The organism is Achromobacter deleyi (genome assembly GCF_013116765.2).
GTDB lineage: Bacteria > Pseudomonadota > Gammaproteobacteria > Burkholderiales > Burkholderiaceae_B > Achromobacter > Achromobacter deleyi_A.
On sequence record NZ_CP074375.1, the window covers coordinates 927,999 to 941,234 of the forward strand.

The 13,236-nt window shown below is 66.8% G+C and carries 12 protein-coding genes; 10 read left to right on the forward strand and 2 right to left on the reverse strand.

Annotated features, from left to right (window positions below):
- Positions 1 to 81: 81 nt before the first annotated feature.
- The 6 genes from HLG70_RS04235 to HLG70_RS04260 all read left to right on the forward strand — a co-directional run bounded on the left by HLG70_RS04235 (position 82) and on the right by HLG70_RS04260 (position 6,650).
- The gene (locus HLG70_RS04235) at positions 82 to 1,242 is read left to right on the forward strand and encodes an ABC transporter substrate-binding protein (RefSeq protein WP_171663986.1); all 1,161 of its coding nucleotides are present in this window, start codon (positions 82 to 84) and stop codon (positions 1,240 to 1,242) included.
- A 77-nt stretch (positions 1,243 to 1,319) separates the two neighbouring features.
- The gene (locus HLG70_RS04240) at positions 1,320 to 1,835 is read left to right on the forward strand and encodes a thiamine pyrophosphate-binding protein (RefSeq protein ID WP_171663807.1); all 516 of its coding nucleotides are present in this window, start codon (positions 1,320 to 1,322) and stop codon (positions 1,833 to 1,835) included.
- 15 nt (positions 1,836 to 1,850) lie between these two features.
- On the forward strand, positions 1,851 to 2,447 hold the full coding sequence (locus HLG70_RS04245; protein ID WP_171663806.1) for a thiamine pyrophosphate-dependent enzyme: 597 nt from the start codon (positions 1,851 to 1,853) through the stop codon (positions 2,445 to 2,447).
- Positions 2,448 to 2,478: 31 nt separating this feature from the next.
- Positions 2,479 to 3,909 carry an aldehyde dehydrogenase family protein gene (locus tag HLG70_RS04250; protein ID WP_234103384.1) on the forward strand — a complete coding sequence of 477 codons (1,431 nt, stop codon included), beginning with the start codon at positions 2,479 to 2,481 and terminating at the stop codon, positions 3,907 to 3,909.
- 18 nt (positions 3,910 to 3,927) lie between these two features.
- On the forward strand, positions 3,928 to 4,875 hold the full coding sequence (locus tag HLG70_RS04255) for an NAD(P)-dependent oxidoreductase (protein WP_284143647.1): 948 nt from the start codon (positions 3,928 to 3,930) through the stop codon (positions 4,873 to 4,875).
- Positions 4,876 to 5,024: 149 nt separating this feature from the next.
- Positions 5,025 to 6,650, forward strand: coding sequence for a methyl-accepting chemotaxis protein (locus HLG70_RS04260; protein ID WP_171663803.1), 1,626 nt, complete (start codon positions 5,025 to 5,027; stop codon positions 6,648 to 6,650).
- Positions 6,651 to 6,732: 82 nt separating this feature from the next.
- Here the strand turns inward: HLG70_RS04260 and HLG70_RS04265 are convergent, their stop codons facing one another.
- Positions 6,733 to 7,719, reverse strand: a complete 987-nt coding sequence (locus HLG70_RS04265; protein ID WP_171663802.1) for a Bug family tripartite tricarboxylate transporter substrate binding protein — start codon at positions 7,717 to 7,719, stop codon at positions 6,733 to 6,735.
- Positions 7,720 to 7,738: 19 nt separating this feature from the next.
- Positions 7,739 to 8,695, reverse strand: coding sequence for an alpha/beta fold hydrolase (locus HLG70_RS04270; protein ID WP_171663801.1), 957 nt, complete (start codon positions 8,693 to 8,695; stop codon positions 7,739 to 7,741).
- A gap of 166 nt (positions 8,696 to 8,861) precedes the next feature.
- On the opposite strand from HLG70_RS04270, the gene HLG70_RS04275 reads away from it, so the two are divergent.
- The 4 genes from HLG70_RS04275 to HLG70_RS04290 all read left to right on the forward strand — a co-directional run bounded on the left by HLG70_RS04275 (position 8,862) and on the right by HLG70_RS04290 (position 13,226).
- Positions 8,862 to 9,779 (forward strand): LysR family transcriptional regulator, encoded by a 918-nt coding sequence (locus HLG70_RS04275; protein WP_171663800.1) that lies wholly within the window; start codon positions 8,862 to 8,864, stop codon positions 9,777 to 9,779.
- An 81-nt stretch (positions 9,780 to 9,860) separates the two neighbouring features.
- Positions 9,861 to 11,333, forward strand: coding sequence for a M20 family metallopeptidase (locus HLG70_RS04280; RefSeq protein ID WP_171663799.1), 1,473 nt, complete (start codon positions 9,861 to 9,863; stop codon positions 11,331 to 11,333).
- Between the two features lie 69 nt (positions 11,334 to 11,402).
- Complete coding sequence (locus tag HLG70_RS04285) at positions 11,403 to 11,960, forward strand: DUF1415 domain-containing protein (RefSeq protein WP_171663798.1); 558 nt, start codon at positions 11,403 to 11,405, stop codon at positions 11,958 to 11,960.
- Between the two features lie 276 nt (positions 11,961 to 12,236).
- A complete protein-coding gene (locus tag HLG70_RS04290) occupies positions 12,237 to 13,226 on the forward strand; it encodes a Bug family tripartite tricarboxylate transporter substrate binding protein (RefSeq protein WP_171663797.1) in 990 nt (329 codons plus the stop codon).
- Positions 13,227 to 13,236: the final 10 nt, after the last annotated feature.

The following is a 13,236-nucleotide window of genomic DNA, read 5'->3' on the forward strand; positions in this document are numbered from 1 at the left end:
GGCAAGGCCGGCATAGCGAGGAGACAAGACGTGGAAACCAGTACGAAAGTGTTAGGTGCCGTCGCGTTGGCGGTAGTCAGCATGTGCGGGGCGGGGGGCGCAAGCGCCCAGAGCGACAAGGTGAAGATCGCCTTCGTCACCGACATGAGCGGGCCGTATTCGGACTTTGACGGCGTGGGCGGGCTGGACGCCATCCGCATGGCGGTCGCGGACTTCGGCGGAAAGGTGCTGGGCAAGCCGATCGAGATTCTCTCGTCCGACCACCAGAACAAGGCCGACATCGCGTCGAACCGCGCACGCCAGTGGTGGGACCAGGACAAGGTGGACCTGGTGATCGGCGGTTCCAATTCGTCGGCCTCGCTGGCGATCAGCACGATCGCCGCCGAAAAGAAAAAGGTCTTCATCAGCGCCGGCGCGGGCGCCGACAGCCTCACCGAAGAGGCCTGCACGCCCTACACGGTGCGCTACACCTATTCCACTTCCGCGCAGGCGCGCGGCACGGCGGCGGCCATGGTCCAGCAGGGCGGCAAGAGCTGGTTCATGCTGACCGCCGACTATGCGTTCGGCTACTCGCTGGAAAAAGCCAGCATGGACGTGGTGCAGGCCAGCGGCGGCTCGGTCACGGGGTCGACCCGGCATCCGCTCAATACCTCCGACTTCTCTTCCTACCTGATGAAGGCGCAGGCATCCAAGGCGCAGGTGCTGGGCCTGGCCAATGGCGGCGGGGACCTGATCAACTCGATCAAGACCGCCAAGGAATTCGGCGTCAGCGACAAGATGCGCCTGGCCGGCCTGATGGTCTTCATTACGGACATCCACAGCCTGGGCCTCGATACGACGGCGGGCATGTACCTGACCGACGGCTGGTATTGGGACCTGGACGACCGCGCGCGCGAATTCAGCAAGCGCTTCCATGAACGCAACAAGAAGATGCCCACCACCTTCCAGGCGGGCGACTACTCCGCCGTCACGACCTACCTGAAGGCCGTGGAGCGCGCCGGAACGACGGACTCGGACGCCGTCATGAACGCGCTCAAGTCCATGCCGATCGACGACATGTTCACCAAGGGCTATATCCGCGCCGACGGCGCCATGGTGCACGACATGTACCTCATGCAGGTCAAGTCGGCCGCAGCCTCCAAGGGCGAATGGGACTACTACCGGAAGGTGGCCACCATTCCGGGCGAGGAAGCCTATGCGCCCACCAAGCCGGGCATCTGCAAGCTGAACGCACGGATCTGAACGGATGCGGCGCGAGCCGGCCGCAACCAGCCCGCGCCGCGAGCAAGTCTTCATCCACACACCAGAGGGAACGAATCATGGCAGAGAGTTGGCCCGAGATGGTCTATCAAAACCTGAAGGAGGCCGGAATCACGCAGATGGCGTATGTGCCGGACGCGGGGCACAGCCAGCTGATCAAGCTGTTCGAGGCGGATCCGGATGTGGAAGCGATTTCCCTCACCACGGAAGAAGAGGGCGTGGCGATGCTGGGCGGCGCCTGGCTGGGCGGAGCCAAGGGCGTCCTGCTGCTGCAATCCAGCGGGGTCGGCAACTGCATCAACATGCTGGCCCTGATCCAGGAGTGCCGCATGCCGTTCCTGTGCCTCATCACCATGCGCGGCGAATGGGGCGAGTTCAACCCATGGCAATGCCCCATGGGCCAGTCCACCGAGGCCGCGCTGCGCGGGGCCGGCGTGTTCGTGCAGCGGGTAGAGCACGGCAGCGACGTGCCGGAAACGGTGCGCGCGGCGAGCCTGCTGGCGTTCAACTCGAACCGGGCGGTGGCCGTGGTGATCTCCCAGAGCATCCTGGGCATCAAGAACTTCAACAAGTAGCACGAGGCAAGCGATATGAACGCTAGCGCGACAATGAACCGGCGGGCGGCGGTGGCCCGGATACTTGAACAACGCGGCGATGCCCTGGTGGTGGCAAGCCTGGGCAATCCCACCTACGACACCTCGGCCGCCGGCGACGACGACCGGAATTTCTACGTATGGGGCGCGATGGGGGGCGCCTGCATGGTGGCCCTGGGCCTGGCGCTGGCGCAGCCGCGCCGCCAGGTGCTGGCCTTTGCCGGCGACGGCGAGATGCTGATGGGCATGGGATCCTTCGCTACGATAGGCGTGCGCGCGCCGTCGAACCTGAAGATCATCGTGATCGACAACGAGCACTACGGCGAAACCGGCATGCAGCCGGCCCATTCTGGACGCGGCGTGGACATCGCCGGCATCGCCCGGGCCTGCGGCATCGCCGATTGCGCCACGCTGCGCAGCGAGCGCGAACTGGAGGAGAGAATCCCCGGCCTGTACCAGCCGGGCCTGCAATGCCTGGTGCTGAAGGTGGCGGCGGCGCCCGAACCCAGCAGCCTGCCCCCGCGCGACGGCCCCTACCTGCGTTCGCGGTTTCGCGAGGCGGTGCTGGGCCAGGGCAAGGGCGGCCATGCGTGATCCATCAACGATTCATGACGAGGAGCGGACAGTGACGCAGAAAGCGAATTTCATCAATGGAGCATGGGTGAATGGCGACGCCACGTTGGCGAACCTGAACCCCGCGGACCCGCAGGACGTGATCGGCCAGTACGCCTGCGCCAGCGAGGCGCAGATGCGGCAGGCGGTGGAGGCCGCCCGCGCCGCCGCGCCCGCCTGGGAACGCAGCACCACGCAGTCGCGCAGCGACATCCTGTTCCGTGCCGCCAACGAGATCCTGGCGCGCAAGGAAGAGCTGGGCGCCCTGGTTTCGCGCGAAGCCGGCAAGACGCAGGCCGAAGGGCTGGGCGAGGTCGTGCGCGCCGGCCAGATATTCCAGTTTTTCGCGGGGGAAGCGGTGCGCTATGGCGGCGAGAACCTGCCGTCCGTGCGCCCGGACATCGGCGTGCAGATCAGCAGGCACCCCGTCGGCGTGGTGTCCATGATCACGCCCTGGAATTTTCCGATCGCGATTCCGGCCTGGAAGATCGCGCCGGCGCTGGCCTTCGGCAATACGCTGGTGCTCAAGCCCTCCGAGCACACGCCAGGCGTCGCCTGGGAATTGTTCAATATCCTGGAGCGCGCGGGCCTGCCCCCCGGCGTGGCCAACCTGGTCAATGGCGAAGGCGCGGCGGCTGGCCGGGCCTTGCTCGAAGGCGTGGACGCCGTCAGCTTCACGGGCAGCGTCGCCACCGGCCGCAAGATAGCCGCCGCGGCGTCCGAACGCATGATACGGGTGCAGCTGGAGATGGGCGGCAAGAATCCGCTGGTGGTGCTCGACGACGCCGACCTGGACGTGGCCGTGGAGTGCGCCCTGAACGGCGCCTTCTATTCGGCGGGCCAGCGATGCACCGCAAGCAGCCGCCTGATCGTTGCCGACGGCATACATGACCGCTTTGTGGAGGCGCTGGCAGGCCGCATGCGCAAGCTGGGGGTGGGCGACCCGCGGGATCCGGCCACGCAGATCGGGCCAGTCATCAACGCGCAGCAACTGGAAAAGATACTGGGCTACATCGAGCTGGGGCGCAGCGAAGGCGCCACCGTGGCCGAGGGCGGCAAGCGGGCCGATGCATCCACCACCGGCCACTTCCTGCGGCCGACCCTGTTCACGGACAGCAGCAACGCGATGCGCATCAACCGCGAAGAGATCTTCGGCCCGGTCGCCGCCGTGATCCGGGTGTCGGGCTACGACGAGGCCCTGCAGGTCGCCAATGACACGCCTTTTGGCCTGTCGTCGGGCATCTGCACCACCTCGCACAAGCATGCCAACCATTTCCGGCTCAATGTGCGCAGCGGATTGACGATGGTGAACCTGCCCACCGCCGGCCTGGACTACCACGTGCCCTTCGGCGGAACGAAGGCCTCCAGCTTCGGGCCGCGCGAACAAGGGCGCTATGCGGTGGACTTCTACACGTCCACCAAGACTGCCTACATCGGCTATTGATCCATCAACCGCAGGACGATCCGGCGCGACAGACGCCGGCAGGAGCCAGGCATGGAAAAGATCGGCTTTATCGGCTTGGGGCGCATGGGCAAGTCCATGGCGCTGAACCTGCGCCGGGCAGGGTTCGAACTGGTGGTGCTGGACATCAACCAGAAGGCGGTCGATGAACTGGCGACGGCGGGCGCGGTGGCCGGCGCCAGCGTGGCGGACGTGGCGCGGCAGTGCGGCATCATCGTGACGATGCTGCCTTCGTCCAAGGAAGTCGAGCAGGTGGCGCTGGGCAGCGACGGGATTTTCGCCAACGCCGCCAAGGACAGCGTGCTGATGGACATGAGCACCATCGACCCGCTGGCGACCGACCGTCTCCAGGAGCAGGCGCTGGCCCTAGGGCTGACGGTGGTGGACGCGCCTGTCGGGCGCCTGGCCGAACACGCGGACCGGGGCGAGTCGCTGTTCATGGTGGGCGCAAGCGAGGCCGACTTCGCCAGAGTCCGGCCGCTGCTCGACGCCATGGGCACCACCACCTACCATTGCGGGCCGGTGGGTACGGGCGGGCGTACCAAGCTGGTGAACAACTACGTGGCGGTCACCCTGTGCCAGGTGAACGCGGAGGCCCTGGCATTGTCCCAGCGCTTCGGGCTGGACATCACCAAGACGCTGCAGGTGCTGTACGGCACGTCCGCTTCGAACGGGCAACTGCGGATGAACTTCCCCAACAAGGTGCTGGTGGGCGACACAGCGCCCGGCTTCACCATCGACCTGGCGCACAAGGACATGTCGCTGATCGTCGCCGCCGCGCATGCCGCCAAGGTGCCGATGCCGGTGGCCGCGGCCGTGCATGAATCCTTCAGCCTGGCGCGGGCGGGCCAATTCGGCGGGATCGACTTCTCGGGCATCGCGGACGCCATCTGCCATTTCGCGCAGATCGAGAAGCCGCGGGTTCCGGAAGGCTGGAAACCCGGTTGAACCCCGGGCCCTGGCCGCGAGGCGTTTCCCGGCTGCGTCAGCAGCCGGGGCGCGGCCCTGAAATGTGCGTGTAACCCAATGAGATATTTAACTTTTCATTGCACCAAGCCGTTAAGGGATAGCGTTATGCAACCCCCGGAGTGGCTTCAATGTTCAAGAATTTAAGTATCCGCGCAATCCTGACGACCGCCTTGGGCGTCTTTTTTGCACTCTTTCTGGTGACCGGCATCGCGGTCTATCAGCAACTGACGTCCAATCGCACTTCCATCGAGGTGATGCTGGACACCAACCTGGTCCGCGCCAATTCGCTGGACGATGCCGCCTCTGAACTGCTGCGGGCCCGCGTCGTCCTGCTTGCGGCGCAAAGCGCGCTGCTGGAAGGCAAGAGCCTGGACAACATGGCCAGCATGCAGCGCCTGGACGGCTACGTGACCAAGGCAACCGGCCTGATCGACACGGCGCGCAAGCAGCCGGAGCTCACGCCGGAAGGCAAGCCCCTGTTCGACGCGGCCCTGGCCGCCTATGACGTCTACGCGCGCGACGCCATCGTGCCGCTGATCGCCACCATCCGCGCCGGCAATGCCAAGGAAGCCGGCCGCATCAACCTGGAAAAGGTCACGCCGCTGGGCATCAACTTCACCCAGGCCATCCAGCAGTATGTGGACTATGCGGACGAAGTCGGCCAGCGCGTGGCCCGCGACTCCGCCACCCGCATCAACGCCGCGATCGTCTTCCTGATCGGTCTGCTGGTGGTGGTCGGGGTGCTGGTGGTGGGCCTGTATGTGGTCTTTGCGCGCTCTGTCTTCCGTCCCTTGCACGAGGCGGGACGTCTGTTCGACCGCATTGCCAGCGGCGACCTGACCAACCGCATCGACCTGCGCGGCAACAACGAAATCGGCATCCTGTATGCCGCCGTCAAGCGCATGCAGGACAGCCTGGCGCGCACCGTCTCCGCCGTGCGCCTGGGCGTGGAAGAGATCCACACCGGTTCGCGCGAGATCGCCGCGGGCAACATCGACCTGTCCTCGCGCACCGAGCAGCAGGCCGCCTCGCTGGAAGAAACGGCGGCCAGCATGGACGAGCTGTCTTCCACCGTGAAGAACAACGCCGAAAGCTCGCGCAGCGCCTCGCAGCTGGCGGTGGCGGCGTCCGAGGTGGCCACGCGCGGCGGCCAGGCCGTGGGCGACGTGGTCGGCACGATGCGCGGCATCGCCGACAGCTCGAACCGGATCGCGGACATTGTCGGCGTGATCGACGGCATTGCCTTCCAGACCAACATCCTGGCGCTGAACGCCGCCGTGGAAGCGGCGCGGGCGGGCGAGCAGGGCAAGGGTTTCGCGGTCGTGGCCAGTGAAGTGCGCGCCCTGGCGCAGCGCAGCGCGGCCGCCGCCAAGGAAATCAAGGGCTTGATCGACGACTCCGTGCAGAAGGTGTCCGTCGGTTCGGACCAGGTGGAAGCCGCCGGCGCCACCATGCAGGAGATCGTGACCTCGGTGCGCCGCGTGACCGACATCATCAACGAGATCTCCAGCGCCTCCGAAGAGCAGTCGCAGGGGATCCAGCAGGTGAACCAGGCGGTGTCGCAGATGGACAGCGTGACGCAGCAGAACGCGGCGCTGGTCGAAGAGGCCGCCGCATCCGCGGCTTCGCTGGAAACCCAGGCGCAGCGCCTGCGCGAGGCCGTGGCGGTGTTCAAGCTGCAGACCGGCCGCGTGATCGACGCGGACGCCCCGGCCCTGGGCCGCGGCGGCGAGCCCGCGCTGATCGGCGCCTGACCGGCCATTGAAAAGCCGGCCAAAGCGGCCGGCTTGAGGTGCAGGGCAAGGGCCCCGGCGCAATGCGCCGGGGCCTTTTTCTTTATTGATCCAGCTGGATCTTGGCGTCGGCCGCCACGTTCTTCCACTTCTTCACGTCGCTGGTGATCACCTGTTGGAACTCGTCCGACGTGCCGGCAACCACGGTGCCGCCCAGGCTGGCCATCTTGGCCTTCACTTCGGGCGTGTTCAGCGCCTTGACCGAGGCGTCGTGCAGCTTCTTCTTCACGTCTTCCGGCAGGCCCTTGGGCGCCAGCAGGCCATTCCACGCATTGGCTTCATAACGGGACAGGCCCGCTTCCTTGAAGGTCGGCGTGTCGGGCAGCTCCGGCGAGCGCGCGTCGGCGGCGATGGCGATCGGACGGATCTGGCCACCCTTGATATAGGGCAGGGATGCCGGCACCGGCTCCCAGATCATCGACACCTGGCCGCTGATCACGTCGGTGAACGCCGGGCCCGCGCCGCGGTAGGCGATGTGCATGAGCTTGGCGCCCGTCATCGACTTCATCAGTTCCATCGCCAGGTTGCCCAGCCCGCCCGCGCCCGAGGAGGCGTAGGTGAACCGGTCCGGGTTGGCCTTGGTCTGCGCGATCAGGGCGGCCAGGTCGGCGGCGGGGAAGTCCTTGGTGACGCTGAGCACGCCCGGCACGGTGACCAGCTGCGTGATGGCGGTGAAGTCCTGCGACGCGTCGTAGGTCAGGTTCTTGTAGACGGCGGGGTTGGTGCCGTGGGTGCTGGAAGAGGCCAGCAGCAGGATATAGCCGTCGGCGGGGGAGTCGGCCACGAAGCGCGTGCCGATCGAGCCGCCGGCGCCGGCCTTGTTTTCCACGACCACGGTGGCGCCCAGTTCGGTGCCCAGCTGCGCGGCGAACACGCGGCCGATGATGTCGGCCGTGCCGCCGGGGGCGAACGGCACGATCATGCGGATGGGCTTGCCCGGGTAGTCGGCCTGCTGGGCCGACGCGGCGCCGGCGGCCAGCGTGGCGCCGGTCAGCAGGGCCAGGGCGATGGTGGATTTCTTGAAGGTCATCTGTGTCTCCAGGAGAAGGTTAGTCGAGGCTCTGGTCGAGCCAATCGACGATCAATCCGGCTATCTGGTCGCTGTTGCGGTCCAGCATGCAGAAATGGGAATTGCCGGCTATGCCGGCGGCGGGCAGGTCCAGCACGTCGGCGCGCTGGCCGGCCGCGCGCAGGGCGTTCCAGTAGGCGTCCGTCTGGCCGCGGTAGCGCTGCCAGGTGTCGTCCGCGCCAAAGTGGTCGCCCCAGACCAGCAACTGCGGGGGCAGCTCACAGGTTGCGGCGGCGGGCGTGCCGGTCGGTTCCAGCGCGACCACGGCGCGTACGGTGGCGGCGTATTCCTGGGCCAGCAGGGTCGCGAAGCCGCCGCCCTGGCTGTGGCCCATCACGATGCAGGGGCCGGCCAGGTCCAGCAGTTGGCGGTAGGCATCCAGCGCCATGTCGCCGTGGGTGAGCCAGCGCGGCACGAATTGCCTGGCGAATGCGTCGAAGGCTTCGGTGGGGAACTGCTGCGCCGGATAGGCTTGCCGCGGCTGGCCGGCGGGGGCGTAGCCCGAGGCCGGGCCGATGCGGAACAGGCGCCAGGCCTCTTCCTTTGAGCGGAAGATGGGCGCGCTGTCATAGATCTGCGGATACATCGCCCAGGACGCGCGGCCGCGTTCCGGCGCGTCGGACACGAACACGTCGTAGCCGGCTTGCAGCAGGCGCCACAGCCAGCCGTCGCGGCCGTCCGGCGTGCTTTCCCACTGCGCGCCCGTCATGCCGCCGCCATGCCAGAGCAGGACGGGGTAGGGATGGCGCGGCCGGGCCAGCCGGTACTCCTGCGCATACAGCTGGCCGACGCTGTAGCCGCCGTTCATGTCGATGAGCCGGGGCGACGCGTTGCCGACCACTTTTTGCTGCTGCATCGGCACGCCGCCGGCCACGGCTTCGGTCCCGCCCAGAAAATGGCTGCGGATGGATTTGAGCAGAACGGGGGCGTCGGGCATCAGGGTTTTCCAGGAGTGGACGCCGGAATATTAGTTGCCAGGTGTTTCTGGGTTGCGCAGAATGTGCATCCTCTGTGCCGATCCGGCACAGAGGATGAGCGGCAAACGACAGAGACCCAGCCGGGGACCAACACGCGGCGGGCAAGGGCACGGACGAGGGACAGGGATGGATATCAAATGGCTGGAGGACTTCGTCGCGCTGTCGAAGTCGCGCAACATGTTCCAGGCCGCCGAGGCGCGCAGCGTGACGCACCCGGCGTTCGGCCGCCGGATCAAGGCGCTGGAGGAATGGGCGGGCGTCCCGCTGGTTGAGCGGGGGCGCCAGGCCAGCACCCTGAACGCCGCCGGCCGCAGCATGCTGGCCGCCGCCGTCGATGTGCTGGAGATCCTGCGCGATACCCGCCAGGCCCTGCAAAAGCCCGAACAGGAACGCAACCGCAAGATCGTCATTGCCTCGGGCAAGACGCTGGCGCATTCCGTGCTGCCCGGCGTGATGGCCAGCGTGCAGCAGGGCATGCCGGCGTTCCAGCTCAAGGTCATCACCACCACGCTGAATTACGGCGTGGACATGCTGGCGGACGGCGAGGTCGACTTTCTGCTGTGCCATGCGCACGAGCCGCTATACGCCAAGATCGACAATCCCGGCTACCGCTGCCGGCGCGTGGGCGCCGACAAGCTGGTGGCGGTCAGCGCGCCGGTGGCGGCCGGCAGCCGCCATCCGCGCCACGCCGTGCCCAAGCTGGCATCGGACGCGCCGGTGCCGTTCCTGGCCTACGCCGACAGCATGTCGCTGGGCCGCATCCTGCACGACAGGCTGCGTGGCCTTTGCGTGGTGCCGCTGCTGCACGCCATGTATGAGTCGGACCTGGCCGACGCGCTGCACGCCATGGCGCGGCAGGGCTTCGGGCTGGCGTGGCTGCCGCACACCCTGATCGAATCCGACCTGGGCGACGGCACGCTGGTGCGCGCCGACAGCGCCCGCAACGACATCCATATGGAGATCCGGCTGTACCAGTCGGTCGACAACGCCAAGCCACTGGCGCGGCAGGTATGGGGCCGCATCGAGGCCTACGCGGCCAGATAGCGGGGCCGTTTCCCCCCACCCGGCCCGCGCAGGCATAAAATAATGGATTGCCCATTCCCCGCACACACAGGATTCCGCGCCATGAACGCACGCATCCCCGAAGACGCACTGCCGCCCACCCTGGACCCGAAGGCCCTCCAGGCCTTTGTTGACGACAAGTGGGACAACGAGATCATCCCCGCGCTGACCGACTACATCGCCATCCCGGCCAAGAGCCCGGCGTTTGACGCCGACTGGGAAAAGAATGCGTTCATCGAACGCGTGGTGCGCGATGCGGCGCAATGGGTGGAAGCGCAGAAGGTCTCGGGCCTGAAGCTGGAAGTGGTGCGCCTGCCGGGCCGCACGCCCGTCATCTTCTTCGACGCGCCCGCCACCCGCAGCGACAACGGCGACACGATCCTGCTGTACGGCCACCTGGACAAGCAGCCTGAATTCTCGGGCTGGCGCGCGGGCCTGGGCCCGTGGACGCCCAAGTACGAAGACGGCAAGCTCTATGGCCGCGGCGGCGCCGACGACGGCTATGCCGTGTACGCCTCGCTGACCGCCATCATGGCGCTGGACAAGCAGGGCGTGCCACGGCCGCGCTGCGTGGGCATCGTCGAAACCTGTGAAGAATCCGGCAGCTACGACCTCCTGCCCTATGTGGACGCGCTGCGCGACCGCCTGGGCAACGTGGCCCTGGTGGTGTGCCTGGACTCGGGCGCCGGCAGCTACGACCAGCTCTGGATGACCACGTCGCTGCGCGGCATGGTGGCCGGCACGCTGGAAGTCCAGGTGCTGGACGAAGGCGTGCACTCGGGCGACTCCAGCGGCGTCGTGCCGTCGTCGTTCCGCATCCTGCGCCACCTGCTGGACCGCCTGGAAGACAGCGCCACCGGCCGCCTGCTGCCGCAAAGCCTGCATTGCGAAATCCCGGCCGAGCGCATCGAGCAGGTGTCCGCCACCGCCCGCATCCTGGGCGACGAAGTCTGGCGCCGTTTCCCCTGGAGCTGCGGCGCGGAAGGCGGCTTCGTGCTGCCCATGACGACCGAACCCGAAGAGGCCCTGCTGAACCGCACCTGGCGCCCGACCCTGTCGGTGACCGGCGCCGAAGGTCTGCCGCCCTTGTCCAGCGCCGGCAATGTGCTGCGTCCGCGCACCGCGTTCAAGCTGTCGCTGCGCCTGCCGCCGCTGGTGGACGCCGTGGCCGCCTCGCAGGAAATCAAGGAACTGCTGGAAGCCGACGCGCCCTACAACGCCAAGGTCATCTTCAAGGCCAACGAAGGCGCAGCCACCGGCTGGAACGCGCCCGCGTCCGTGCCCTGGCTGACCCAGGCCCTGGATGCCGCATCCCAGCAATACTATGGCTCGCCTTGCGGCTACATCGGCCAGGGCGGCACCATTCCGCTGATGAGCATCCTGCAAAAGGGCTTCCCCAAGGCCCAGTTCATGGTTTGCGGCGTGCTGGGCCCCAAGTCCAACGCCCACGGCCCCAATGAATTCCTGCACGTGCCCTACGGCAAGAAGCTGACTGCAGCCGTGGCCCAGACCATGGCCGCCATGCCGGCCGCCTGACCGGCGCCAGACTCATTCAAAGCGCGGGCTTCTTCAGCTCGCGCTTTTCTATTTCCAGGACTGACACAGATGATTTCCACCTCCGATGCCTACGCGAATGTGGTCGCAGAAACCCGCCATTGGCTGACGCAGGCCGTGATCGGCCTGAACCTCTGTCCTTTCGCCAAGGCGGTGCAGGTCAAGGACCAGATCCGCTTTGCCGTCAGCGACGCCACCGACGCCGAAGGCGTCCTGACCGACCTGCAGGACGAACTTGCGCTGCTGGCCGAGGCCGATCCCGAAAAGATCGACACGACGCTGCTGATCATCCCCGACGCGCTGGACGACTTCCTGGACTTCAACGACTTCGAAGACCTGTCGGACCGCCTGCTCAAGCGCATGCGCCTGGTGGGCGAACTGCAGGTCGCCACCTTTCACCCGCAGTTCCAGTTTGCCGACACGCAGCCGGACGATATCGAGAACTACACCAACCGCTCGCCATACCCCATCCTGCACCTGCTGCGCGAAGACAGCATCGACCGCGCCGTGGAGTCTTTCCCCGAAGCGTCCGAGATCTACGAAAAGAACATCGACACGATGCACAAGCTGGGCCTGGACGGCTGGAAGAAGCTGATGACCAAGGCCTGACGGCGGGGGAAACCTGCGGCGGCCACGCCGCAGGCCCGCCAGTCCGCCGGCGCCTGGATCGGATACCAAATACCGTTCAGCGAAATCTCCACGCCCGTGCCCAAGGGGCTGCACCGGGATATCCCTAGATAGCCCATCTGTTGTATTGCATACAACATACGATCATGTGACCGCCGCCGTTCGGCGACCGGCCTGTGCGTCCTTCCCCTTTCATCGTCTTGCCTCGCGGCCGCTCCCTGGCCGCGCGTTGGCCTTTGCTTCAGTCTGGAGAGCCGTATGCGATTCACCCGCCGTCATGCCCTGGGCGCGCTTGCCGCGCTGCCCCTGATCTCGCGCCCGGCCTGGGCCCAGCAGAACACGTTTCCGACCCGGCCCGTGCGCCTGCTGGTGGGCTTTGCTCCCGGCGGCCTGACCGACATCGCGGCGCGCGCCCTGGCCGAACGCATGGGCAAGACGCTCAAGCAAAACGTGGTGGTCGAGAACCGCCCGGGCGGGCAGGCCATCATCGCCACCGTGGCGGTCGCGCGTGCCGAGCCCGACGGCTACACGCTGGGCTTCGCGGGCACCAACGGGATGATCCTGAATCCCTTGCTCTACAACAACCTGCCGTACCAGGCGTCGGACTTCAAGCAGCTGGGCTCGATGGGCAAGTCGCCCATGCTGCTGATCGTGCATCCCGGCCTGGGTGTGAAGAACGTGCAGGAATTCATTGCGCTGGCCAAGCAGAAGCCCGGCGACATCACCTGCGCGCACGCGGGCCGCGGCGTGATCAATCACCTGGCCCTGCTGCATTTCCAGTCCAAGACCGGAACCCAGTTCCAGGACGTGCCCTACAAGGGCAGCGGTCCGGCGCTGCTGGACCTGATGGCCGGCACCGTGCAAAGCACCTTCGACTTTCCGACGTCGGCGCTCGCGAACATCAAGTCGGGCAAGCTGCAGGTACTGGCCGTCACCGCCGACAAGCGCCTGTCCAGCCTGCCGGACGTGCCCACCATGAAAGAGGCGGGCGTGGATGACTTCGAGCTCTACACCCGCATGATGATTTCCGGGCCGGCCGCCATGCCCGCCAATGTCGTGAAGGTGCTGGAGCAGGCCGTGCGCGAAGGCACGCGCGATCCCAGCCTGGTGCAGCAGTTCGCGGATCAGGGCGTGGCCGTGGAGTTCACGTCGTCGGCGGACCTGGACAAGGTCATCGCTGACGAGTCCGCCATGTGGGCCCAGGTCATCAAGGCCAACGGCGTGGCCAAAACCGATCTGAAGGCATAAGGAGGCGCCC

Coding starts and splice junctions, on each gene's coding strand:
- HLG70_RS04235 (WP_171663986.1), top strand. CDS start 82: ATGTGCGGGGCGGGGGGCGCAAGCGCCCAGAGCGACAAGGTGAAGATC.
- HLG70_RS04240 (WP_171663807.1), top strand. CDS start 1,320: ATGGCAGAGAGTTGGCCCGAGATGGTCTATCAAAACCTGAAGGAGGCC.
- HLG70_RS04245 (WP_171663806.1), top strand. CDS start 1,851: ATGAACGCTAGCGCGACAATGAACCGGCGGGCGGCGGTGGCCCGGATA.
- HLG70_RS04260 (WP_171663803.1), top strand. CDS start 5,025: ATGTTCAAGAATTTAAGTATCCGCGCAATCCTGACGACCGCCTTGGGC.
- HLG70_RS04265 (WP_171663802.1), bottom strand. CDS start 7,719: ATGACCTTCAAGAAATCCACCATCGCCCTGGCCCTGCTGACCGGCGCC.
- HLG70_RS04270 (WP_171663801.1), bottom strand. CDS start 8,695: ATGCCCGACGCCCCCGTTCTGCTCAAATCCATCCGCAGCCATTTTCTG.
- HLG70_RS04275 (WP_171663800.1), top strand. CDS start 8,862: ATGGATATCAAATGGCTGGAGGACTTCGTCGCGCTGTCGAAGTCGCGC.
- HLG70_RS04280 (WP_171663799.1), top strand. CDS start 9,861: ATGAACGCACGCATCCCCGAAGACGCACTGCCGCCCACCCTGGACCCG.
- HLG70_RS04285 (WP_171663798.1), top strand. CDS start 11,403: ATGATTTCCACCTCCGATGCCTACGCGAATGTGGTCGCAGAAACCCGC.
- HLG70_RS04290 (WP_171663797.1), top strand. CDS start 12,237: ATGCGATTCACCCGCCGTCATGCCCTGGGCGCGCTTGCCGCGCTGCCC.